The 20200-nt window shown below is 66.5% G+C and carries 18 protein-coding genes and 1 pseudogene; 2 read left to right on the top strand and 17 right to left on the bottom strand.

The features are described from left to right. Positions 1-6: 6 nt before the first annotated feature. Positions 7-390, bottom strand: a pseudogene (locus EXE59_RS15275) (VIT1/CCC1 transporter family protein); the annotation flags it as partial. A gap of 301 nt (positions 391-691) precedes the next feature. On the opposite strand from EXE59_RS15275, the gene EXE59_RS25125 reads away from it, so the two are divergent. Beyond that, positions 692-1477 (top strand): hypothetical protein, encoded by a 786-nt coding sequence (locus tag EXE59_RS25125; protein ID WP_425464518.1) that lies wholly within the window; start codon positions 692-694, stop codon positions 1475-1477. Positions 1478-1486: 9 nt separating this feature from the next. On the opposite strand, the gene EXE59_RS15265 is transcribed toward EXE59_RS25125, so the two are convergent. From EXE59_RS15265 to EXE59_RS15250, 4 genes are all read right to left on the bottom strand, one after another. Beyond that, the gene (locus tag EXE59_RS15265; RefSeq protein ID WP_135839669.1) at positions 1487-2212 is read right to left on the bottom strand and encodes a VIT1/CCC1 transporter family protein; all 726 of its coding nucleotides are present in this window, start codon (positions 2210-2212) and stop codon (positions 1487-1489) included. 168 nt (positions 2213-2380) lie between these two features. After that, on the bottom strand, positions 2381-3040 hold the full coding sequence (locus EXE59_RS15260) for a HisA/HisF-related TIM barrel protein (RefSeq protein WP_135839668.1): 660 nt from the start codon (positions 3038-3040) through the stop codon (positions 2381-2383). Positions 3041-3084: 44 nt separating this feature from the next. After that, positions 3085-4074 carry a 4-hydroxythreonine-4-phosphate dehydrogenase PdxA gene (gene pdxA / locus EXE59_RS15255; RefSeq protein WP_210429019.1) on the bottom strand — a complete coding sequence of 330 codons (990 nt, stop codon included), beginning with the start codon at positions 4072-4074 and terminating at the stop codon, positions 3085-3087. Further along, the gene (locus EXE59_RS15250) at positions 4071-5264 is read right to left on the bottom strand and encodes a four-carbon acid sugar kinase family protein (protein ID WP_135839667.1); all 1194 of its coding nucleotides are present in this window, start codon (positions 5262-5264) and stop codon (positions 4071-4073) included. Before EXE59_RS15250 ends, pdxA begins: the two co-directional genes overlap by 4 nt. A gap of 112 nt (positions 5265-5376) precedes the next feature. Between EXE59_RS15250 and EXE59_RS24535 the strand changes: the two genes are divergently transcribed. Next, positions 5377-6279, top strand: a complete 903-nt coding sequence (locus EXE59_RS24535; RefSeq protein ID WP_135839666.1) for a LysR substrate-binding domain-containing protein — start codon at positions 5377-5379, stop codon at positions 6277-6279. A gap of 303 nt (positions 6280-6582) precedes the next feature. Here the strand turns inward: EXE59_RS24535 and EXE59_RS15240 are convergent, their stop codons facing one another. The 12 genes from EXE59_RS15240 to EXE59_RS15185 all read right to left on the bottom strand — a co-directional run bounded on the left by EXE59_RS15240 (position 6583) and on the right by EXE59_RS15185 (position 19323). Then, positions 6583-7350 (bottom strand): amino acid ABC transporter ATP-binding protein, encoded by a 768-nt coding sequence (locus EXE59_RS15240; protein ID WP_135839659.1) that lies wholly within the window; start codon positions 7348-7350, stop codon positions 6583-6585. Next, complete coding sequence (locus tag EXE59_RS15235) at positions 7347-8315, bottom strand: amino acid ABC transporter permease (RefSeq protein ID WP_246056815.1); 969 nt, start codon at positions 8313-8315, stop codon at positions 7347-7349. The genes EXE59_RS15240 and EXE59_RS15235 overlap by 4 nt, the downstream gene beginning before the upstream one ends. A gap of 23 nt (positions 8316-8338) precedes the next feature. Then, a complete protein-coding gene (locus EXE59_RS15230) occupies positions 8339-9238 on the bottom strand; it encodes an ABC transporter substrate-binding protein (protein WP_210429018.1) in 900 nt (299 codons plus the stop codon). A gap of 159 nt (positions 9239-9397) precedes the next feature. Then, a complete protein-coding gene (ald, locus tag EXE59_RS15225) occupies positions 9398-10513 on the bottom strand; it encodes an alanine dehydrogenase (protein ID WP_135839665.1) in 1116 nt (371 codons plus the stop codon). A gap of 66 nt (positions 10514-10579) precedes the next feature. Beyond that, positions 10580-12082 carry an NAD-dependent succinate-semialdehyde dehydrogenase gene (locus EXE59_RS15220; protein WP_135839664.1) on the bottom strand — a complete coding sequence of 501 codons (1503 nt, stop codon included), beginning with the start codon at positions 12080-12082 and terminating at the stop codon, positions 10580-10582. Further along, the gene (locus tag EXE59_RS15215; RefSeq protein ID WP_135839663.1) at positions 12079-13353 is read right to left on the bottom strand and encodes an aminotransferase family protein; all 1275 of its coding nucleotides are present in this window, start codon (positions 13351-13353) and stop codon (positions 12079-12081) included. The genes EXE59_RS15220 and EXE59_RS15215 overlap by 4 nt, the downstream gene beginning before the upstream one ends. A gap of 36 nt (positions 13354-13389) precedes the next feature. Continuing rightward, a complete protein-coding gene (locus tag EXE59_RS15210; RefSeq protein ID WP_135839662.1) occupies positions 13390-14130 on the bottom strand; it encodes an SDR family NAD(P)-dependent oxidoreductase in 741 nt (246 codons plus the stop codon). Beyond that, positions 14127-15353 (bottom strand): aminotransferase-like domain-containing protein, encoded by a 1227-nt coding sequence (locus EXE59_RS15205; protein WP_135839661.1) that lies wholly within the window; start codon positions 15351-15353, stop codon positions 14127-14129. Before EXE59_RS15205 ends, EXE59_RS15210 begins: the two co-directional genes overlap by 4 nt. Before the next feature lie 197 nt (positions 15354-15550). Further along, the gene (locus tag EXE59_RS15200) at positions 15551-16429 is read right to left on the bottom strand and encodes a LysR family transcriptional regulator (protein ID WP_135839660.1); all 879 of its coding nucleotides are present in this window, start codon (positions 16427-16429) and stop codon (positions 15551-15553) included. Between the two features lie 238 nt (positions 16430-16667). After that, the gene (locus EXE59_RS15195) at positions 16668-17435 is read right to left on the bottom strand and encodes an amino acid ABC transporter ATP-binding protein (protein ID WP_135839659.1); all 768 of its coding nucleotides are present in this window, start codon (positions 17433-17435) and stop codon (positions 16668-16670) included. Beyond that, positions 17432-18400 (bottom strand): amino acid ABC transporter permease, encoded by a 969-nt coding sequence (locus EXE59_RS15190; RefSeq protein ID WP_246056815.1) that lies wholly within the window; start codon positions 18398-18400, stop codon positions 17432-17434. Before EXE59_RS15190 ends, EXE59_RS15195 begins: the two co-directional genes overlap by 4 nt. 23 nt (positions 18401-18423) lie before the next feature. Then, positions 18424-19323 (bottom strand): ABC transporter substrate-binding protein, encoded by a 900-nt coding sequence (locus tag EXE59_RS15185; protein WP_210429018.1) that lies wholly within the window; start codon positions 19321-19323, stop codon positions 18424-18426. Positions 19324-20200 lie beyond the last annotated feature (877 nt).

Below are 20200 nucleotides of genomic sequence, written 5' to 3'. Positions count from 1 at the left end.
TGGTCGTCAGCTCGCGTTCACGCCGATGGCGAGGCCCCCCAGGTACGTTGCACCGGCGGCCAGCACACCGAACAGCAGCTGACGCGTGGCGCTCCACCACCAGCGCTGGCTGGTGGCGAGAGACGCGACCGCGCCGGCGACGAAGAGTCCGATCGCACCCACGATCAGGCCGGCTGCGAGCGAGGCGAAGCCGAGCAGGAACGGGATCAGGGGCACGAGGGCGCCCAGCGAGAAGGTGAGGAAGGATGAGATCGCGGCGACCTTGGGGGACGGCTTGTCCTCCGGGTCCAGGCCGAGCTCGTGGGTGACGTGCACGAGCGCCGCCCGCTCAGGGTCCGCATGGATCTCACGGGCCGCCGCGAGCGCGGTCTTTTCGCCCATTCCCATGTCGGCAACATGTGCGCGAGCTCGAGCTCCTCCATTTCCGGGTTAATGCGGATCTCCTCGACCTCGCGCGCCCAGCCCCCGGAAACGTCGGCGTGGACATTTCCTACCTCGGCATTACCAGAAAGGGAAAGTGTGGTTTGAGTCATGCCGGAATTTCGGCACCGACGCCTGAAACCAGCGCGATGTTGGTCACCAGACCGTCCAGCGCAACGAAGGAAAGGCTCCACTAGCCCCGCCAAGGCTGGCATCGGGGACCTATCAGAGCCTTTCCTAAAAGGAGTCACCCATTCTCGACCTGTTCATTTTGGGTATTTACCGATGCGTACCCGCTGCCAACCCACGTTTCATCGTGCTCACCGGCATGGCGGGTCTCGTCGCGGGGGCGTTTTCCATGGCAATGGGTGAAAGAATGCGGGACAAGGCTTCCCTCACTGCTTTTCGGAGAGGCCGACGAAACACCCGGCTGGCGACAAACCAACCCCTGGCGTCCCCCGCGACTGGGTGCATGAGGACGACTTTCGACCGCAACACGGGGCTCGGATTCGTGAGTGCGTTCGGAGGTCACGGCGTCACCGCAGCCAACATCTCCGGCCGCACCATGCGCGACCTGATCCTGAACGACAGCACTGACCTGACGTCGCTTCCCTGGGTGAGACACCACCCGCAACTGGGAACCCGAGCCCATCCGATTCATCACCTCCAGGCTCATCACCAAGACCCTCGACGCCTCCGATGCCTGCGAGTAACGCACCGGGAAGGCGGCCAGGCGCGCACGGCTGGTCCGGCCCTTCCTGCCACCGGGCTAGCCGATCCCAGCCGACCACATGGCGAGAGGGGCCCGCGGCTCTCCGCGGGGCCCCTCTGCGTGTCCTGTGATCGACCGAGGGCCGTCAGCTCACGTTCGCCCCGATGGCGAGCCCGACCAAGTACGTCGCACCGGCGGCCAGCACACCGAACAGCAGTTGACGGGTGGCGCTCCACCAGGGCTGGGTGCACCCGACCAGCCGATCCGGCTCTGATCCCAGCCGACCACAAGCCGAGAGGGGCCCCGCGGCTCTCCGCGGGGCCCCTCTGCGTGTCCTGTGATTGACCGTGGTCGTCAGCTCGCGTTCACGCCGATGGCGAGGCCCACCAGGTACGTTGCACCGGCGGCCAGCACACCGAACATGAGCTGACGGGTGGCGCTCCACCACCAGCGCTGGCTGGTGGCGAGAGACGCGACCGCGCCGGCGACGAAGAGTCCGATCGCACCCACGATCAGGCCGGCTGCGAGCGAGGCGAAGCCGAGCAGGAACGGGATCAGGGGCACGAGGGCGCCCAGCGAGAAGGTGAGGAAGGATGAGATCGCGGCGACCTTGGGGGACGGCTTGTCCTCCGGGTCCAGGCCGAGCTCGTGGGTGACGTGCACGAGCGCCGCCCGCTCAGGGTCCGCATGGATCTCACGGGCCGCCGCGAGCGCGGTCTTTTCGCCCATTCCCATGTCGGCAAACATGTGCGCGAGCTCGAGCTCCTCCATTTCCGGATTAGTGCGGATCTCATCGACCTCGCGCGCCCATTCGCGATCGACCTGTTCATTTTGGGTCTTTACCGATGCGTATTCACCCATTGCCATTGAAAACGCCCCTGCGACGAGACCCGCCATGCCGGTGAGCACGATGAAACGTGGGTTGGCACCGGCGGCACCTACGCCTGAAACCAACGCGATGTTGGTCACCAGACCGTCCATCGCACCGAACACAGATGCGCGCAGCCATCCACCGGAAACGTCGGCGTGGACATGTCCTACCTCGGCAGGACCAGAAAGGGAAAGTGTGGTTTGAGTCATGCCGGAATTCTAATTTCCCGGGGCACCCCCCGCAACGAAGGAAAGGCTCCACTAAGGCCACCAAACGTGACTTCTGTGGCTTAGCGGAGCCTTTCCTCACGGGGGTCCGAAATGCACAGACAAGGCTTCCCTCAATGCCTTTCGGAGAGGCCGAGAACAGCTGGCTGTCTACAGGCCGACCACCGGGGCCAGCTGGGCCCGGAGGGTGCCGGCGTGCGGCTGCAGCGACCCGTCGAAGGCGGCGGATCCGATGGTGAAGGCGTCGACCCCGGCCGCTGCGAGTGCCTGGATCTGGTCGATACCGGTGATGGAGCCGGCGACGACCAGCCGGCCGGTCGTGGCGGCGCGGGCGGCGCGGACCAGGTCGAGAGGGTCGGCGTCGGTGGCGCGGTATGCCAGCAGGTCGACGCCGGCGCAGCCAGCAGCCTCCGCTCGTCGGCAGTCATCGGCGATGCGGTCGGGGTCGCCGGCGAGGCGAGTGGGGTGCCCCACTGGTTCTCCCGGGAAGGGCAGGTAGCCGATCGACGTCCCCCGCAGGAGGTCGAGGGTCTCCTCGATCCAGGTGCCGCCCATCAGCCAGTCGACGCCGAGGTCGGTGGCCGTCCGCACCGAGGCAAGAGCCTGGTCCCGATTGGTGCTGACGACCTCGAGGTAGGTGGTGGCGCCCATGTCCTTGATGCGGCTGTGGAGCTTGGCGAGGGTGCTGGGGTCGACGCCGATGTCCTTGAACCCGATGTGGGTGATGCCGAGGTCCTCGATGGTGTCGAGCACCTCGAGGCAGTCGGTGACGGTGCGGTCGTCGCGGGTGAGCATGAAGATGAAGTCCATGGTGGTTCTTCGGCTTTCTGTCTTGGGCTGATCAGGGTCGGCGGTCATCGGCGGGCCGGTGCCCCTGAGGACAACCGGTCGGCGTGGGTCAGGGCGGCGAGCAGGCTGGTGTGGTCGGCCGTGCCGAGACCGGCGATGTCGAAGGCGGTGCCGTGGTCGACGCTGGTGCGGACGAAGGGGAGGCCGATGGTGATGTTCACGCCGTGCTCGATCCCGAGGTACTTGATGGGGATGAGGCCCTGGTCGTGGTACTGCGCGACCACCACGTCGAAGGAGCCGGTGCGGGCTCGCATGAAGATGGTGTCAGCGGGCCAGGGGCCGCTGGCCTCGATGCCTTCGCTCTGCGCTGCCGCGATGGCCGGGGCGATGATGTCCAGGTCCTCCCTGCCGAACAGGCCGTTCTCCCCTGCATGGGGGTTGAGGCCGGCGACGGCGATGCGGGGCATGGGCAAGCCGCTGCGCTGCAGTGTGCTGTGGGTGAGGCGGATGATGTCGAGCACGCGGTCCGTGGTGATCGCGTCGATTGCGGTGCGGAGAGACTCGTGCACGGTGACCAGGACCGTCCGGAGCTCGTCGGTGGCCAGCATCATCGCGTAGTGCGTTGTGCCGGACAGGTCGGCCAGGATCTCGGTGTGCCCGGGATAGGGGACTCCGGCCATGCGGAGTGCTTCCTTGTTGATCGGCGCGGTGACGAGAGCGCGAATCTCGTTGGCCATCGCCAGCTCGATGCCGCGGCGCACGTACTCGAAGGACGCCGCTCCGGCACGGGCGTCGAGGGCGCCCCAGGACAGGTCAGCCGGAAGGCTGCTCGCGGCAAGGACGTCCACAGTGCCGGGTGCGAGCTCCGCCTGGTCGACCGATGCGACAGGGCGGATGGTCAGGTTCGTGCCAACGATCTCGTTGGCGCGGGCGAGGACCTCCACGTCGCCGATGACGAGGACGGGCACTGTCCGTTGGGGATCGGCACACGCCTTGAGCGTGATCTCGGGGCCGATTCCGCAGGGGTCACCCATGGTGATGGCGATCGGTGTCATGCATCTTCTCCTAGGTCGGGTTGGTGTCGGACGAGGTGGCACAGGCGCAGGAGCAAGGCGTCGTCGCCGAAGCCGCCGGCCTTGATCAGCACGGGAATGGGGAGTGGGCCGGTCAAGGATCCGCGGACGACGCCGGGTTCGGGCTCGTCGAGCAGGTCGATGCCGGTGGCGCCAAGGGGCTCGAGCACGGTGGTGGCGGTTTCTCCCCCGGTGATCACGAGAGCGTCGACCGTGAGGTCCTCGGTCAGCGCCTGGACGACGGCCGCCTGAGAGCGGGCGAGTGCGTGTGCGGTCTGCGGAGTGTGGCGTTCACCCGGTGTCTGCACGGCGAGGATGGGGGCCGTCGCGCGTCGCAGCGCCTCCACGGCGGGCGTCGGGTCGACGCCGACGGTGACACCCTGGACGTCGCCGCGGGCGAGCAGCTCGGTCAGCTGCCGTCGGGATGCCGGGTTGGTGCTGCCGACCACGATCAGGGGACGTCGGGCCCGAGCGGGCAGTCGTCCAGCGCTGCCCGAGGCACGTGCACACCTTCGGGCAAGGGCGGCCGCCAGCCCTGGGGAGCCCACCCACAAGACCTCGTCGAGTCGCGGTACCGCGGCCACCAGGACGTCGAGGTCGCCATCTTCGGAGGCGGAGTAGACGATCAGGTTGCCGTTGTCGACCAGCTCGGGCAGCTCGGCTGCCTCATCCCGCTGCGAGAGAACGGCGTCCGGGAATAATGTTGCGAGGTCCGAGCACCGCACGGGATGTGCCGGGTCACGGCCATAGTCACTCTCGTGGACGGGTACCCCCCGTACGTACTGGACGCCGGCCACCGTCACTCTGCCCTCAGCGGGGAAGGCGGGGGCGAGGATGGCGGCACGCTTGCGCGATCCCGCCCATGCAGACCGGAGCTCTGCCGCGACGTGACCGCGCAGGGTTGAGTCCACGGTCTTGAGGAGCACGTCGGCGCTGGCGTTCCGGCGGGCGGCCCGCTTGATGCGTACAATGGCGGCGTCCTCGTCCAGCACACGGCTCCCCAGGTCGAACGCGCTCACGCCGACGGCGTGCCGCGACGGCTCTGCGGTGGGGGTGAGGAAGATGCGGGCGTCGTGGCCTGCCTGGCGGAACGGCGCGGCACCGTCCCCGGCGCTCGTGAGGTCATCGGCGAGGATGGCGATGCGCGACAGCACGTCGTTGCTTGACGTCATGTCCCCACCTTCCCGTGCGCCGTGCGTCGTTGTGACCAGATCAATAGTGGGTCATGGGAAAGAAGCAGGACAAACGATTCCTTCTCACATGATCTGTGAGTAAAGTTCACGCATGAGATGGGCGGCCCTTCCTCCGTTGAATGCGCTGCTCCCCTTCGAAGCGACCGTCCGGCACGCGAGCATGACCGCGGCGGCCCAAGAGCTGCACGTCACGCACGGCGCGGTCAGCCGACAGGTCCAGAACCTCGAACGATCCCTCGGGACGTCACTGTTCGAGCGACAGACGCGCGCCTTGCGCCCGACCCCCCAGGCTCGTCAGCTGGCCGCCGTCATCCGGGACGCGCTCGATCAGATCGATGCGGCAGGCCAGCAGATCTCACATCGCACACCCACGGGACCGCTCACCCTCTCGTGTGAGCCCACCCTCCTGATGCGGTGGCTCATTCCCCGGCTCCCCGAGCTGGCCGCGGAGGTGCCGGACGCCGCCGTCCACCTGTCCGCAGCCGGTGGCCCGGTCTCCTTCGAACGGGACGACGTCGACCTCGCCATCCGCCGAGACGACTTCCTGTTCGCCGAGGGGGCGAGCCGGACTCGCTTGTTCGAGGAGCGGATCGGACCGGTCTGTCGGCCCGATCTCGCGCCGCCCCTCGCCGCAGCGGGCTGCGTCTCGCAGGTGGCCCTTCTGCACACCGCCACCCGACCAGAGGCATGGGACGACTGGCGACGCATCACCGGCTTGAAGGCAGAGCCGGCCTCCGAGCAGACGCTGGAGCACTTCTATCTAACCGTCCAGGCCGCTGCGGCCGGCGTCGGAGTCGCCATCGCGCCGTTCGCCGTCGTGTGCGACGACCTCGCGCGAGGGCAGCTCGTCGCACCCTTCGGGTTCGTCCCCGACGGCACCAGCTACCACCTCCTCAGCCGGCAACCACCCGAGCAGGACGGCCGCGTCCGCCAGCTGACCGCATGGCTGCAGGCGAAGGCGAGAGAGCTCGAGAACGATTCCGAACCGGCATAACGAGTGGGGCTCCTCGAGTCGGTCCTGTTCTCCCACCGGCCCGGTGCGAGCTCGGCGACATCGACGCCTGCCCGACATCTACCCGCAGGTCCTCGCCTGCTACATCCTGGGCCAGCAGAAGAAGCGTTGATGGGAGCAATCCGACCCTGCATCGGCCCGTTGGTCGGGGCGGGAGGGATTCTGCCGGCGGCTACGAGGCCTCGAAGTGGCAGGAGGCGGACAGCCATGGAGACTCCGCATAAAGCCCCTTTCCAATCGCCTGTCATGGGTCCCTTCGCTTGGAATGATGCTGACCCTGACGCTTCAGAGGACTCGTTCGAGGAACTCTTGGGTGCGGCGTTCGCGGGGGTCGGACAGTACGGCGCGTGCGTCTCCGCGTTCTACGACGATGCCGTCGTCCATGAAGAGCAGGTTGTTCGCGACCTCTCGGGCGAAGCCCATCTCGTGGGTGACCACGACCATGGTCATTCCGGCGCCGGCCAGGTCGCGCATGACGTCGAGGACCTCGCCGACCTTTTCCGGGTCCAGGGCGCTGGTCGGCTCGTCGAAGAGCAGGATGCTTGGTTCCATGGCCAGGGCCCGGGCGATCGCGACGCGTTGCTGTTGACCGCCTGATAGCTGTGCCGGGTACTGCTTCTCGCATTGGCTGAGCCCCACCTTCGCCAGTAGCGCGCGTGCGTGTTCACGCGCCTGGGCTCGGGCGGCCTTCTTGACCTGGACCGGCCCGACCATCACGTTGTCCAGCGCGGTCAGGTTGGGGAAGAGGTTGAACTGCTGGAAGACCATGCCGATCCGGGTGCGCTGCCGGGCCAGGCGCCGTGCGCTCAGTGCGTGGAAGGCATGCGGGTGCTCGACGTAGCCGAAGTGCTCCCCGTTCACCTTGAGCACACCGCGGTCCAGGGTCTCCAGCCCGTTCAGGCAGCGCAAGAGCGTCGACTTGCCCGAGCCGCTCGGGCCGATGATGCAGGAGATCTCCCCCGCCTCGACCTCGAAGTCGATCCCACGCAGCACGTGGTTGCTGCCGAAGCTCTTGCAGAGCTTGCGACCGACGATGGTTCCTTCGGCGTTCACAGCAACGACTCCTTCGGTGCGACCTCGAGAACGGGGCGAGCGGCTGTGCCAGTGGCCGAGCGGCTCGAGCGGGGAACACGGGTGGACCGGGAGAAGTGCCGCTCGATCATCGACTGCGGGACGCTCAGGGTCATGGTCATGATCAGGTACCAGAGGCTGGCCACGATGAGCAGCGGGATGGTCTCGTAGGTCCGGGCGTAGATCGACTGCGCACTCTGCAACAGGTCGGCGACCCCGAGGACGCTGACCAGCGAGGTCTCCTTGAGCATGCCGATGAACTGGTTCCCGGTAGGCGGGATGATCGAGGGCATCGTCTGGGGGATCACCACGATCCGGAGTTTCGTGAACCCGTGCATGCCCAGGGACTCGGCGGCCTCGAGCTGCCCGCGCCCCACCGCGGCAAAGCCGCCGCGGATGATCTCGGCCATGTAGGCCGCCTGGTTCAGGGTCAGGCCGATGATCGCCGCCGTCATCGGGCTGAGCAGCTGGTTGACGTTCACCGGCATCGAGATGTCGGTACCGGGCACGCCGATCGAGAGGCGGGGATACAGCGCGGCGAGGTTGAACCAGAAGATCAACTGGACCAGCACCGGGGTGCCTCGAAAGAACGTGATGTACAGCCGCGCCAACGCAGACACCGGGGGTTGGGAGGACGCGCGCATGATCGCCAGCACCAAGCCGAGGAGAATCCCAAGAACCATGCTGGTGATGGTCAGGATCAGCGTGATCCCGATCCCGCTGATGATCGACGCGGCCGTGAAGTACTCCAGCACGACCGGCCATCGATAATTCTCGTTCGTGACCAGGGTGTACGCCAGCCCCGCGAGGAGGCCGACCGTCAACACCCACGACAGATAATCCACCGGTCGCCTGAGTCGAAGGCGGGGCTTGTCCTCCCCCAATGTCTCCAACATGGTCGGTTCCTTTCCGTTAAGGGTGGCCGCGTCCCGGACGGAGGCGGCCACCCGAGTGCCGTCCCCCCGGGAGATCACTCCTCCTCGGCGACGGACATCGTCGCCTCGTCGATCCCGAGCCCGTCGAATCCCCAACGCTCGAGGGCATCCGCATAGATCGGGCTGTCGATGATCGACTGAAGCGCCGCCTGGACAGCCGGCGTGAGCGCGGAGCCCTTGCCGAGCGCCACCGCGTTGTCGTTCGAGTTCACCTGGGGGGTGAGTACCTCGAAGGTTCCCGGCTGCTGCTTGTCCGCCCAGCTCAGGGACGTGGTGTCGTAGAAGACCCCGTCGATCCGCCCCGAGGCGACCTGGGTCAGCGCATCCTGCACGCTGGGCAACGAGACCCCCTTGATCGCCGGCTTCCCCTTCGCGTCGCACGTCTCAGCGGACAGCAACGGAAGCCGCTCGATCTCCTGCACCGAACCCGACTGCACGCCGATGCTTCTCCCACACAACGTGTCGGGAGTCAGGCCGTCCGGGTTGCCATCCCCGACTGCGATCGACGAGCCATTGCTCACGTAGTCGATCATGTCGAGCACCTTCATCCGGTCCTCGGTCACCGCCATCGAGGACACCGTCAGGTCATACCGACCGCCCTCAAGGCCCGGGATGATCGTGTCGAACTTGACGTTCTCCATCTTCAGCTCCAGGCCGAGCTTCTTCGCGATCAGCCGCGCCATGTCCGGGTTGAACCCGATCGGCGTCTTGTTGTCCGAGGCCAAGAACTCCGACGGGGGGCTCGTCAGATCCATGGCGACCAGGAGGACACCCTCCTCCTTCACATCCGCAGGCACCAGCGCCGCAGCGCCGGCATCGACCTCCACCCCGCTGGAGATGTCATCGGTGTGCTCGCCGGCCCCGACCTCGCGGCCCTGAGCCTTCGAACCACCCCCACACCCACTCAGCATCAGCACCGCGGCAACAACCGCCACAGTCAAAACGTTTCGCGAACTCGTAAACATGCTCGTTACTCTTCTCATTAGAGGTTGTCCCCGGCACACAGCGCACGCCGCTCGGACGTCGTGCACCTGACATCGGCTAGACCGCTGCCACGGCACCGGAGGGGTCAAAACGCCCCAGACAGGGCTGGATCAGATGCTCAACATCGACCCGAGGGAAGCGTGCGGAAGTTCAGGCAGGGCTTCTGCAACTCCAGCGTGGATGATCGCCCCGCCGCAGGTGTTCACCCCCGACGCCAGTACCGGGTCCTCGACGATGGTCCGATACGGCCCGAGGCTCGCGAGCCGCCGCAGGTGTGGGAACGTCGCGTTGGTGAGCGCGCGAGTCGAGCTCTGCGGTACGCCGCCGGGCATGTTCGCGACGCAGTAGTGCCGGACACCGTCGACCTCGTAGATCGGGTCGGCGTAGGTGGTGGGCCGTGATGTCTCGAATGCCCCGCCCTGGTCGATGGCGACATCGATGAGCAGGGCACCCTGACGCAGTAGAGCGAGATCACCGCGGGAGACCACCTGGGGTGCCGCCTTGCCGGGGACCAGAACGGCGCCGATGACGACGTCGGCCGTGCTGAGCTCGTGGGCGAGCGTGGCGGGGTCGCTCATCACGACGCGGGCGCGCCCGTTCAGCAGGTTGTCGAGTTCTCGGATCCTGGTCCCGGACGTGTCGAGCACGGTGACCTCCGCCTGCATACCCAGCGCGAGAAGCGCGGCCTGAGTGCCAACGACGCCGCCGCCGATGACCACCACCCGACACGGGGCGACGCCTGGCGAACCGCCCAGCAGGCGACCCGGGCCCCCTTCGGGCGCGGTGAGGTAGGTAGCCGCCGCGTGTGCGGCGAGCCGGCCGGCAATCTCGCTCATCGGGGTGAGCAGCGGCAGACCGGTGCTGTCCTGCACGGTCTCGTACGCGATCCCCAGCGTCCTTGCGTTCAGCAGGGCCTCTGTCAGCGGACGGTCTGCGGCGAGGTGCAGGTAGGTGAACAGCGTCAGGTCTTCGCGCAGGAACTGGTACTCCTCGGCGATGGGCTCCTTGACCTTGACCAGCAGTTCGGCGTTCGCCCAGGCCTCGGCCTGATCGACCAGTTTGGCGCCGGCATCCTCATAGTCCGCGTCCGAGAAGCCAGCGACCGCACCGGCGTCGCGCTCCACGAAGACGTCGTGGCCGTCTTGTACGAGGACCGCGACGCCGGCCGGAACGATGCCGACGCGAGCCTCCCTCGTCTTGATCTCCTTGACGGTCGAGATACGCATGGTTTTCTCCTTCGATGCTGATGTGTTGGGCGATGGGCTCGGACGGGTGCAGTCCGGCTGGAGTACTCAGGCGGTGGCGCGGCGGGCGAGGTTGTACATGCGGACCTCCTGGTACTCCTCAAGTCCTTCGGCGCTGCCCTCGCGGCCGAGCCCGGAGTGCTTGACCCCGCCGAAGGGCGCGGCTGCGTTGGAGGGAACGCCTTGGTTGATGCCGACCAGTCCGGTCTCGAGGGTGTCTGCCACGTTGAGGGCGCGGTCGAGGTTCTCGGTGAACACGTAGCCGGCGAGTCCGAACTCGGTTGCGTTTGCGCGTCGGAGGACGTCGGCCTCGGTGCTGAAGCGCTGGATGGCGGCAATGGGACCGAAGATCTCGGTGGTGGCGATGTCGGCGCCGGTGGGCACATGGTCGATCACGGTGGGGGCGAAGAAGTTTCCCGGGCCCTCGAGCATCCGGCCGCCGGCACGCACGGTCGTACCGCGCGACACCGCGTCGTCGACGAGGCGCTGCATGTGTGCCACGGCCCTGCGGTCGATGAGGGGGCCCACGGTGACGTTGTCGGCGAGTCCGTCGCCGGCGATGACCGCCGACATCCTCTCGGTGAGCCCCTCGACGAACGCGTCCGCGATGCCGTCCTGGACATAGATCCGGTTGGCCGCGATGCAGGACTGGCCGCCGTTGCGCATCTTCGCGGTGAAGGCGCCGTCCACGGCTCGTTCGAGATCGGCGTCGTCGAACACGATCAGCGGCGCGTTACCGCCGAGCTCCATCGAGGAGCGCAGCACGTTGTCGGCTGCCAGACGTAGCAGCACCTTGCCGACGCCGGTCGAGCCGGTGAAGGACACCTTGCGCACTCGCGGATCCCGAAGGACCGTCTCGCTGAACGTCGACGCGTCGGTGGTGCTGATGACTTGGATCAGGTTCTCGGGCAGACCTGCCTGGTGGGCGAGAGCGACGCAGTGGTAAGTGGTCAATGGCGTGAGGCTCGCGGGCTTGATGAGCACCGGGCACCCGGCGGCCAACGCCGGCGCGATTTTGCGGGTGGCCATAGCGAGCGGGAAGTTCCACGGCGTGATCAGAACCGAGAGTCCCACCGGCGCACGGCGGGTGAACAGGGTTCCGCCGCCGGCAGGGACATCTCGGACGTTCCCGCCAGGACGTACCGCCTCCTCCGCGTACCAGCGCACGAAGTCGCTGCCGTAGCCGACCTCGGCGCGCGCCTCTGCCAGCGGCTTGCCCATCTCCCGTGTGATCAGCAGCGCGATGTCTTCGGCGTTCTCGACGAGCAGGTCGTACCACCGTCGCAAGATGTCGGCCCGTACGCGAGGTGTCGTGGCTGCCCAGTCCCGCCCCGCTTCATCGGCCAGCGCGACTGCTTCGAGCGCGGCGGTCGGGCCAGTCTCGGGCAGGGTCGCGATGACCCGATCATCTGCGGGGTTGAGCACGTCGAAGCGGTCCGTGCCGGGCGGCAAGGACAGGCTCCGCAGCACGGCGTCGGCGGCACGGACCCGCTCGGGCTTCGCGCCGTCGGCCAGTACGGCGGCGGGGCGTGGGGCAACGTCGGAGGTCATTCGGCTTCCTTGGCGGAGAGGACGTGGTCGATGGCGTCGAGGAACTGGATGAGCTCGTCATCCGTGGTGATAAAGGGCGGGCTCAGTTGCAGGGTGTTGCCGCGCAGCGGCCGCGAGATGAAGCCGAGCTCGATGAGCGCGTCGGCGGCACTCTCGGCGGGGATGTCGTCGGTGAGGGTGACCCCGCCCAGCAACCCGCCGACCCGCACCTCGCGGACGCTAGGGCGGCGCGCCTGAAGCTGCTTGAGCAGGCCGTCAAGGAGCAGCTCGAGCTCCGCGACGCGCTGGAGCAGGTTGTCCTGTTCCAGCACGTCGAGGTTGGCCATGGCAACCGCGCAGGCGGTGGCATGACCCGAGTACGTCGCGCCGTGGCGGAAGATCGGCGTGTCGACGTCGTCGATGTAGAACGGCTGCCAGATCTTCGGTGCGACGAGGACGCCGCCCAGCGGCGCGTACCCAGAGGTGACGCCCTTGGCGAAGGTGACGAGGTCAGGTTCGAGACCGAATCGCTCGGCAGCAAACATGGTGCCGGTGCGTCCGAAACCGGTGATGACCTCGTCGAGGATGAGCAAGATGTCGTGCTGACGACACAGCTGCTGAACGGATTCGAGGTAGCCGGGCCCTGGTGGATTGACGCCGCCCGTGCCCTGGATCGGCTCGGTCACGAACGCGGCGATATTCTCGGCACCGATGCTTGCGATGGTGCCGGCGAGCGCATCGGCGTCGTGGACCGGGACGCGTGCAGTCTCGGGCACCAACGACTCCGTGCCGTATCCCTCCCGATTGAAGTCGAGCCCCGCGATGCTGGTGCCGTAGGCGTGGAGCCCGTGGTACGCGTGTTCGCGGCTCAGGATCATGGTCTTCGAGGGCAGGCCCTCACGCTGCCAGTGGCGTCGGGCGAGCTTGCACGCCACATCGATCGCGTCGGACCCACCGGAGTTTAGAATCACCTTCGGATCGTCGACGGGGGACAGCCCGGCGAGCCGTTCGGCGAGGCCCAGGGCCTGGTCGTTCACGAACCGCGCAAAGATGTGGTAGGTCTCCAGCTTCAACATCTGGACGTGCGCAGCCTCAGCCAAGGCAGGATGGGCGTGCCCGATGTTCGCGTGCCACAGGCCTGCGGTGCCGTCAAAGAGGCGTCGCCCGTCGGTTGTGTGAAGGTAGGAGCCTTCTCCACGCTCGATCACGAGCTGGCGTCCCAGGACCGACGGTATGTGGGCCTGGGCCGACCACAGGGCGGGACCGTCAAGGATGGTGCGTGTCGCGGACATGGTGGCGTCTCTTCTTCTGGGCATAGGTGGGGGTGGTTAGCGGGCCGTATAGCCGCCGTCGACCGGAATGGTGACTCCGGTGATGTACGACGCCTCCTCGGAGGCGAGGAACCCGACGGCGGCTGCGACGTCGCGGGGGTCAGCCAGTCGTCCGAGCGGGATGTCCGCGACGACGCCACGTTGGGTCTGCTCGGGGTCGGCCTGCGCGTTGAGCCAGGTGTCGAAGAGGGGCGTCCGGGTCATGCCGGGCGCGACTGCGTTGACACGAATGTTGCGGGGCGCGAGCTCGACTGCGGCGGCGGCGGTCAAGGCCTTGAGGGCGCCCTTGGAGGCGCTGTAGATCGCCATGGTGGGAACGCCGATCGAGGCCAGTCGGGACGTGATGTTGATGATGGCCCCGCCGCGCTCCATGCGCTTGGCGCCTTCCTGCAAGACCGCGATCGCCGCGATCGCGTTGACCTCGAAGAGGTGCCGAACGTCGGCCACGGGCACGTCGAGCAGGTCGCCAGTGTGGTCCAGGGCGGCGTTGTTGACCACCACGTCGAGGCGTCCGTATTGGTCGATCGCCGCGGCAGCGAGCTCTGCTGGCGCGCCGGGCGCGGTTAGGTCCTGGGCAACGAATGCGGCGTTCGGCCCGAGCTCTTCGCGGACCTTCTCCCCGCGCTGCCGATCACGGCCGGTGATGACGACGTTGAATCCATCGGCGTGGAGTCGTCGAGCGACATCGTGACCGATTCCGGACGTCGATCCAGTGACGATGGCGGTGCGGCGGCTCACGAGATGCCCCCGAACGTGTCGACAGCGCTCTTGAGTCGCGCGACGCCCTCGTCGATGCGGTCCGGCGTGGACGTCGCAAAGCACAGGCGCAGGGCGTCGTGGAAGTGGTCGTTGGTCGAGAACGCCGGTCCTGGAATGTAGGCGACACCCTTGGCCAGGGCGGTCTCGAACAGGGCCTCGGTATCCACCTCTGGGTCAGCGAATGTCGCCCAGAGGAAGAATCCGCCATCCGGTTCGGTCGCTCGAACGGCGTCCCCGAAGTGGCACTGGAGCGCGGCACGCATAGCGTTCTTGCGCTCGTGATAGAGGCTCAGAACTCTGTCCAGGTGTGGTTGCAGATGCCCGCCGGCAAGGAAATCGGTGACCGTGCGCTGTGCCGGGACACTCGTGCACGTGTCCATGGCCTGCTTCGCGTTGATGAGCAGTGGCTGGAGGCTGGGGTCGGCATCTACCCAGCCCACCCGGAGTCCGGGCGCCAGGATCTTGGAGAAGGTGCGCACCGAGAAGATGCGGGGGTTGCCCGGGTCGAGCTCATTCAGTGTTGGGATCGGACTGTTCTCGAACCGCAGCAGACCGTAGGGATCGTCATCGATGATGACCGCGTCCCATTGCTCGGCAAGCTCCAGCAGTAGCTCGCGTCGGCGCAGCGACAGCGTGACACCAGACGGGTTCTGGAAGTTGGGGATCACATAGATCGCCTTCGGCGTGCGCCCGGCTCGCGCGACCAGCTCGGGCAACGCCTCCACGACGAGACCGTCCTCGTCGACCCCTGCCTCGAGCAGGTCAGCCCCGTAGGACAACGCGGTGGCGTTGGCGTTGGTATAGGTCGGGCCTTCAACGATCACGAGGTCGTCCTGATCGACGAACAGCTTGCATGCCAGGTCGAGGCCCTGCATGCCCCCTGTCGTGATCGTGATCCGGTCAGCAGCGCTGGACCAACTGCGCTCCGCCTGGAGCTTGAGGATCTCGTCGATCAGATCGGGTTCGCCCTCCGAGGCGCCATAGCTGTACTTGCCTGCCACGGCGTGTGCGGCATACCGGTCCAGTAGCTCGATGGGCATCAGATCGTCACTGGGAGCGCCCATCGCGAAGCGCACGATGTCGTGCGTCTGACGCGCCAGAAGCGACGTCGAGGAATCAATGACCGAACCAACCAGGTTGGCCGACCGGGCAGCGAGCGGAGGTCTGCCAACGGCCGAGGTGCTCTTCGTCTTCCACGTCATGGACCTGACGCTAGGACGCCCAACGCGACAAAAAAAGCGCAAGATAATGAAGCCAACGTGTTAGAACTGCTAACACAATGTCTTCGCGACCCCTGCCGTCACCGCCCGAAGGGCGCAACAGCGTCACCGCCCGAAGGGCGCACAGGCGATGGAACCTGGCGGCGACCCAAATTCTGGGCCCGCGCCGGGGATATCCCCTACAAGTGTTCAGCGAACGCGTCTCGGCATGCGACGACCGCTGGCCGTCGTTCGGCTCCAGCGCGACAGATCAACGAGATCTGGCGGCGCTGGCGTGTGTCGAGCAAAGCACTCGGCTCCATCGAGGCTTTCTCCCCGCGCACTAGTAGATCGGGCAGGAACGCCGCCGCCAAACCCGCCTCTACCATCCGCAAATGGAACATCAGGTCGGCGGACTCATAGGCGACATTCGGCTCGAAGCCGTGCTGTCGGCACACTCCAAGAACCCACGCGTGGGCCTCCGAGCCGCTGGGCTCAAGGACCCACCGTAAGCGGCGGAGCCCCTCCAGCGTGCCGTCATCCGCTCCGGTCGGCAGGTACGCGCGGATGGGGTCGTTCAGCAACAGGTCCACGTGTATCTCGTCCTGCACAGGTGCCGATGTTCCCGGGTAACTGTCGACTACCAGAACATCAACGCGCCGGGACGACAGCAATAGCAATCCTTCTTCGGGCTCCACCTGTCGGAACCGAACGTCCAGGGCGGGATGTTGCCTCCCCAATGCAGCGATCACTCGAGGGACCGTGTTGCGGCTGATGGTTGTGAACGCCGCCAGGTTCAAAGTTCCACGGACCTGGGTATCGCTCGCGGCCAAGTCGGCCTCGGCGCGTTCGAGAATCGACAGGATCTGTTCGGCGTGGTGCACCAGTTCCTCAGCGCCAGGCGTTAGCCGAACGCCTCGGCCCACCTTCTCCAGGAGCGGAACCCCCGCTTCCTTCTCAAGCAGCGAGAGTTGCTGGGAGACCGCCGAGGGGGTGTACGACAGCGCTCGCGCCGCGGCCGAGATGCTGCCTCGAAGGCGCACCTCGCGCAAGAGGACGAGGCGATGAACATCCAGCATGCTCGCAGGCTAGCGGGGTCCGCCGCCTCGCCCGAGCGAAGCTCAGCATCTGCTCTGGCGGGAGCGTCTTCCAGCCGTGGAGGGGCTGGCCATAGCTGGCCAGGACGGAGGTCGGGGCGACGCTGCCCCGCCCACATGGGTGTGCGTTGGAGGTGGACGGCTTAGACGAATGGGCGCCGTCGGCCAAGGGTCAGTGGGTCCGTACCCCAGACTCGGGCGCGAGTCCCGTCTCGCGCCTTCAGAGGACTCGTTCGAGGAACTCTTGGGTGCGGCGTTCGCGGGGGTCGGACAGTACGGCGCGTGCGTCTCCGCGTTCTACGACGATGCCGTCGTCCATGAAGAGCAGGTTGTTCGCGACCTCTCGGGCGAAGCCCATCTCGTGGGTGACCACGACCATGGTCATTCCGGCGCCGGCCAGGTCGCGCATGACGTCGAGGACCTCGCCGACCTTTTCCGGGTCCAGGGCGCTGGTCGGCTCGTCGAAGAGCAGGATGCTTGGTTCCATGGCCAGGGCCCGGGCGATCGCGACGCGTTGCTGTTGACCGCCTGATAGCTGTGCCGGGTACTGCTTCTCGCATTGGCTGAGCCCCACCTTCGCCAGTAGCGCGCGTGCGTGTTCACGCGCCTGGGCTCGGGCGGCCTTCTTGACCTGGACCGGCCCGACCATCACGTTGTCCAGCGCGGTCAGGTTGGGGAAGAGGTTGAACTGCTGGAAGACCATGCCGATCCGGGTGCGCTGCCGGGCCAGGCGCCGTGCGCTCAGTGCGTGGAAGGCATGCGGGTGCTCGACGTAGCCGAAGTGCTCCCCGTTCACCTTGAGCACACCGCGGTCCAGGGTCTCCAGCCCGTTCAGGCAGCGCAAGAGCGTCGACTTGCCCGAGCCGCTCGGGCCGATGATGCAGGAGATCTCCCCCGCCTCGACCTCGAAGTCGATCCCACGCAGCACGTGGTTGCTGCCGAAGCTCTTGCAGAGCTTGCGACCGACGATGGTTCCTTCGGCGTTCACAGCAACGACTCCTTCGGTGCGACCTCGAGAACGGGGCGAGCGGCTGTGCCAGTGGCCGAGCGGCTCGAGCGGGGAACACGGGTGGACCGGGAGAAGTGCCGCTCGATCATCGACTGCGGGACGCTCAGGGTCATGGTCATGATCAGGTACCAGAGGCTGGCCACGATGAGCAGCGGGATGGTCTCGTAGGTCCGGGCGTAGATCGACTGCGCACTCTGCAACAGGTCGGCGACCCCGAGGACGCTGACCAGCGAGGTCTCCTTGAGCATGCCGATGAACTGGTTCCCGGTAGGCGGGATGATCGAGGGCATCGTCTGGGGGATCACCACGATCCGGAGTTTCGTGAACCCGTGCATGCCCAGGGACTCGGCGGCCTCGAGCTGCCCGCGCCCCACCGCGGCAAAGCCGCCGCGGATGATCTCGGCCATGTAGGCCGCCTGGTTCAGGGTCAGGCCGATGATCGCCGCCGTCATCGGGCTGAGCAGCTGGTTGACGTTCACCGGCATCGAGATGTCGGTACCGGGCACGCCGATCGAGAGGCGGGGATACAGCGCGGCGAGGTTGAACCAGAAGATCAACTGGACCAGCACCGGGGTGCCTCGAAAGAACGTGATGTACAGCCGCGCCAACGCAGACACCGGGGGTTGGGAGGACGCGCGCATGATCGCCAGCACCAAGCCGAGGAGAATCCCAAGAACCATGCTGGTGATGGTCAGGATCAGCGTGATCCCGATCCCGCTGATGATCGACGCGGCCGTGAAGTACTCCAGCACGACCGGCCATCGATAATTCTCGTTCGTGACCAGGGTGTACGCCAGCCCCGCGAGGAGGCCGACCGTCAACACCCACGACAGATAATCCACCGGTCGCCTGAGTCGAAGGCGGGGCTTGTCCTCCCCCAATGTCTCCAACATGGTCGGTTCCTTTCCGTTAAGGGTGGCCGCGTCCCGGACGGAGGCGGCCACCCGAGTGCCGTCCCCCCGGGAGATCACTCCTCCTCGGCGACGGACATCGTCGCCTCGTCGATCCCGAGCCCGTCGAATCCCCAACGCTCGAGGGCATCCGCATAGATCGGGCTGTCGATGATCGACTGAAGCGCCGCCTGGACAGCCGGCGTGAGCGCGGAGCCCTTGCCGAGCGCCACCGCGTTGTCGTTCGAGTTCACCTGGGGGGTGAGTACCTCGAAGGTTCCCGGCTGCTGCTTGTCCGCCCAGCTCAGGGACGTGGTGTCGTAGAAGACCCCGTCGATCCGACCCGAGGCGACCTGGGTCAGCGCATCCTGCACGCTGGGCAACGAGACCCCCTTGATCGCCGGCTTCCCCTTCGCGTCGCACGTCTCAGCGGACAGCAACGGAAGCCGCTCGATCTCCTGCACCGAACCCGACTGCACGCCGATGCTTCTCCCACACAACGTGTCGGGAGTCAGGCCGTCCGGGTTGCCATCCCCGACTGCGATCGACGAGCCATTGCTCACGTAGTCGATCATGTCGAGCACCTTCATCCGGTCCTCGGTCACCGCCATCGAGGACACCGTCAGGTCATACCGACCGCCCTCAAGGCCCGGGATGATCGTGTCGAACTTGACGTTCTCCATCTTCAGCTCCAGGCCGAGCTTCTTCGCGATCAGCCGCGCCATGTCCGGGTTGAACCCGATCGGCGTCTTGTTGTCCGAGGCCAAGAACTCCGACGGGGGGCTCGTCAGATCCATGGCGACCAGGAGGACACCCTCCTCCTTCACATCCGCAGGCACCAGCGCCGCAGCGCCGGCATCGACCTCCACCCCGCTGGAGATGTCATCGGTGTGCTCGCCGGCCCCGACCTCGCGGCCCTGAGCCTTCGAACCACCCCCACACCCACTCAGCATCAGCACCGCGGCAACAACCGCCACAGTCAAAACGTTTCGCGAACTCGTAAACATGCTCGTTACTCTTCTCATTAGAGGTTGTCCCCGGCACACAGCGCACGCCGCTCGGACGTCGTGCACCTGACATCGGCTAGACCGCTGCCACGGCACCGGAGGGGTCAAAACGCCCCAGACAGGGCTGGATCAGATGCTCAACATCGACCCGAGGGAGCGTCCGCCCCGCGCCTCGGTCGGGCGATCCGCGGCTGACACATGACCCGGCGTAGGCGACGACTCAATCGTGTCGCAGCTCGGCCACCAACGGCGGTGAGCCTGTTCAGGCCTGACCTTTGAGGCCCGATACGCCGATGTACTCGGTCAGGCCGACGAAGCTCAGGCCCAGTCCGACCGGGCCCACATCCGCGGCGCCCAAAGTCGGTCATCAAGATTAGGTTGGGCCGCCCCCGATACCGCGCCGCCGCACTCAACCGCGATATGTCGGGGCGGTCGCGTGGTACGGGGCTGGGTCCAAGCATGGCCCGCACCATACGAAGCGCGCCACTTTCCAATCCAGACATCGAGTTGATGACAAGGCGATCTGCTCTCAATGAGCCGAGTTCACGCGCGTTCTAGCACGATTCGCGACTTTACTCATCAGATCGTCTGGCGCCGCATTCCCGTCTCGCGCCGTGGCTGACCTCGATGCGATGAGCCTCCATGCGGCCGAGGATCAGTGCGGGCGAAGGTCGTCACCCTCCCTCGACCCCACGCCAAGCGAGCGACCTTGGCCTGTCTGACTACCCGCTCAGTCGATGGCGGACGAATTGCTCCTGTAGGCGTTCTGAATCACATGATCGTATGGACGGCTCGGCCATCTCATGGCAGTTCAACTCATGAGCACGCTGGAGGCTGGACGACGTCT

It is taken from the genome of Nocardioides eburneiflavus (assembly GCF_004785795.1).
GTDB classification, from domain to species: domain Bacteria; phylum Actinomycetota; class Actinomycetes; order Propionibacteriales; family Nocardioidaceae; genus Nocardioides; species Nocardioides eburneiflavus.
The sequence above is the reverse complement of the archived record's forward strand: the minus strand, read 5'-3'. Positions and strand labels throughout refer to the sequence as shown.

Coding starts and splice junctions, on each gene's coding strand:
- pdxA (WP_210429019.1), bottom strand. CDS start 4,074: ATGACACCGATCGCCATCACCATGGGTGACCCCTGCGGAATCGGCCCC.
- EXE59_RS15200 (WP_135839660.1), bottom strand. CDS start 16,429: ATGCTGGATGTTCATCGCCTCGTCCTCTTGCGCGAGGTGCGCCTTCGA.
- EXE59_RS15265 (WP_135839669.1), bottom strand. CDS start 2,212: ATGACTCAAACCACACTTTCCCTTTCTGGTCCTGCCGAGGTAGGACAT.
- ald (WP_135839665.1), bottom strand. CDS start 10,513: ATGCGTATCTCGACCGTCAAGGAGATCAAGACGAGGGAGGCTCGCGTC.
- EXE59_RS15260 (WP_135839668.1), bottom strand. CDS start 3,040: ATGGACTTCATCTTCATGCTCACCCGCGACGACCGCACCGTCACCGAC.
- EXE59_RS15205 (WP_135839661.1), bottom strand. CDS start 15,353: ATGACGTGGAAGACGAAGAGCACCTCGGCCGTTGGCAGACCTCCGCTC.
- EXE59_RS24535 (WP_135839666.1), top strand. CDS start 5,377: ATGAGATGGGCGGCCCTTCCTCCGTTGAATGCGCTGCTCCCCTTCGAA.
- EXE59_RS15215 (WP_135839663.1), bottom strand. CDS start 13,353: ATGTCCGCGACACGCACCATCCTTGACGGTCCCGCCCTGTGGTCGGCC.
- EXE59_RS15250 (WP_135839667.1), bottom strand. CDS start 5,264: ATGACGTCAAGCAACGACGTGCTGTCGCGCATCGCCATCCTCGCCGAT.
- EXE59_RS15220 (WP_135839664.1), bottom strand. CDS start 12,082: ATGACCTCCGACGTTGCCCCACGCCCCGCCGCCGTACTGGCCGACGGC.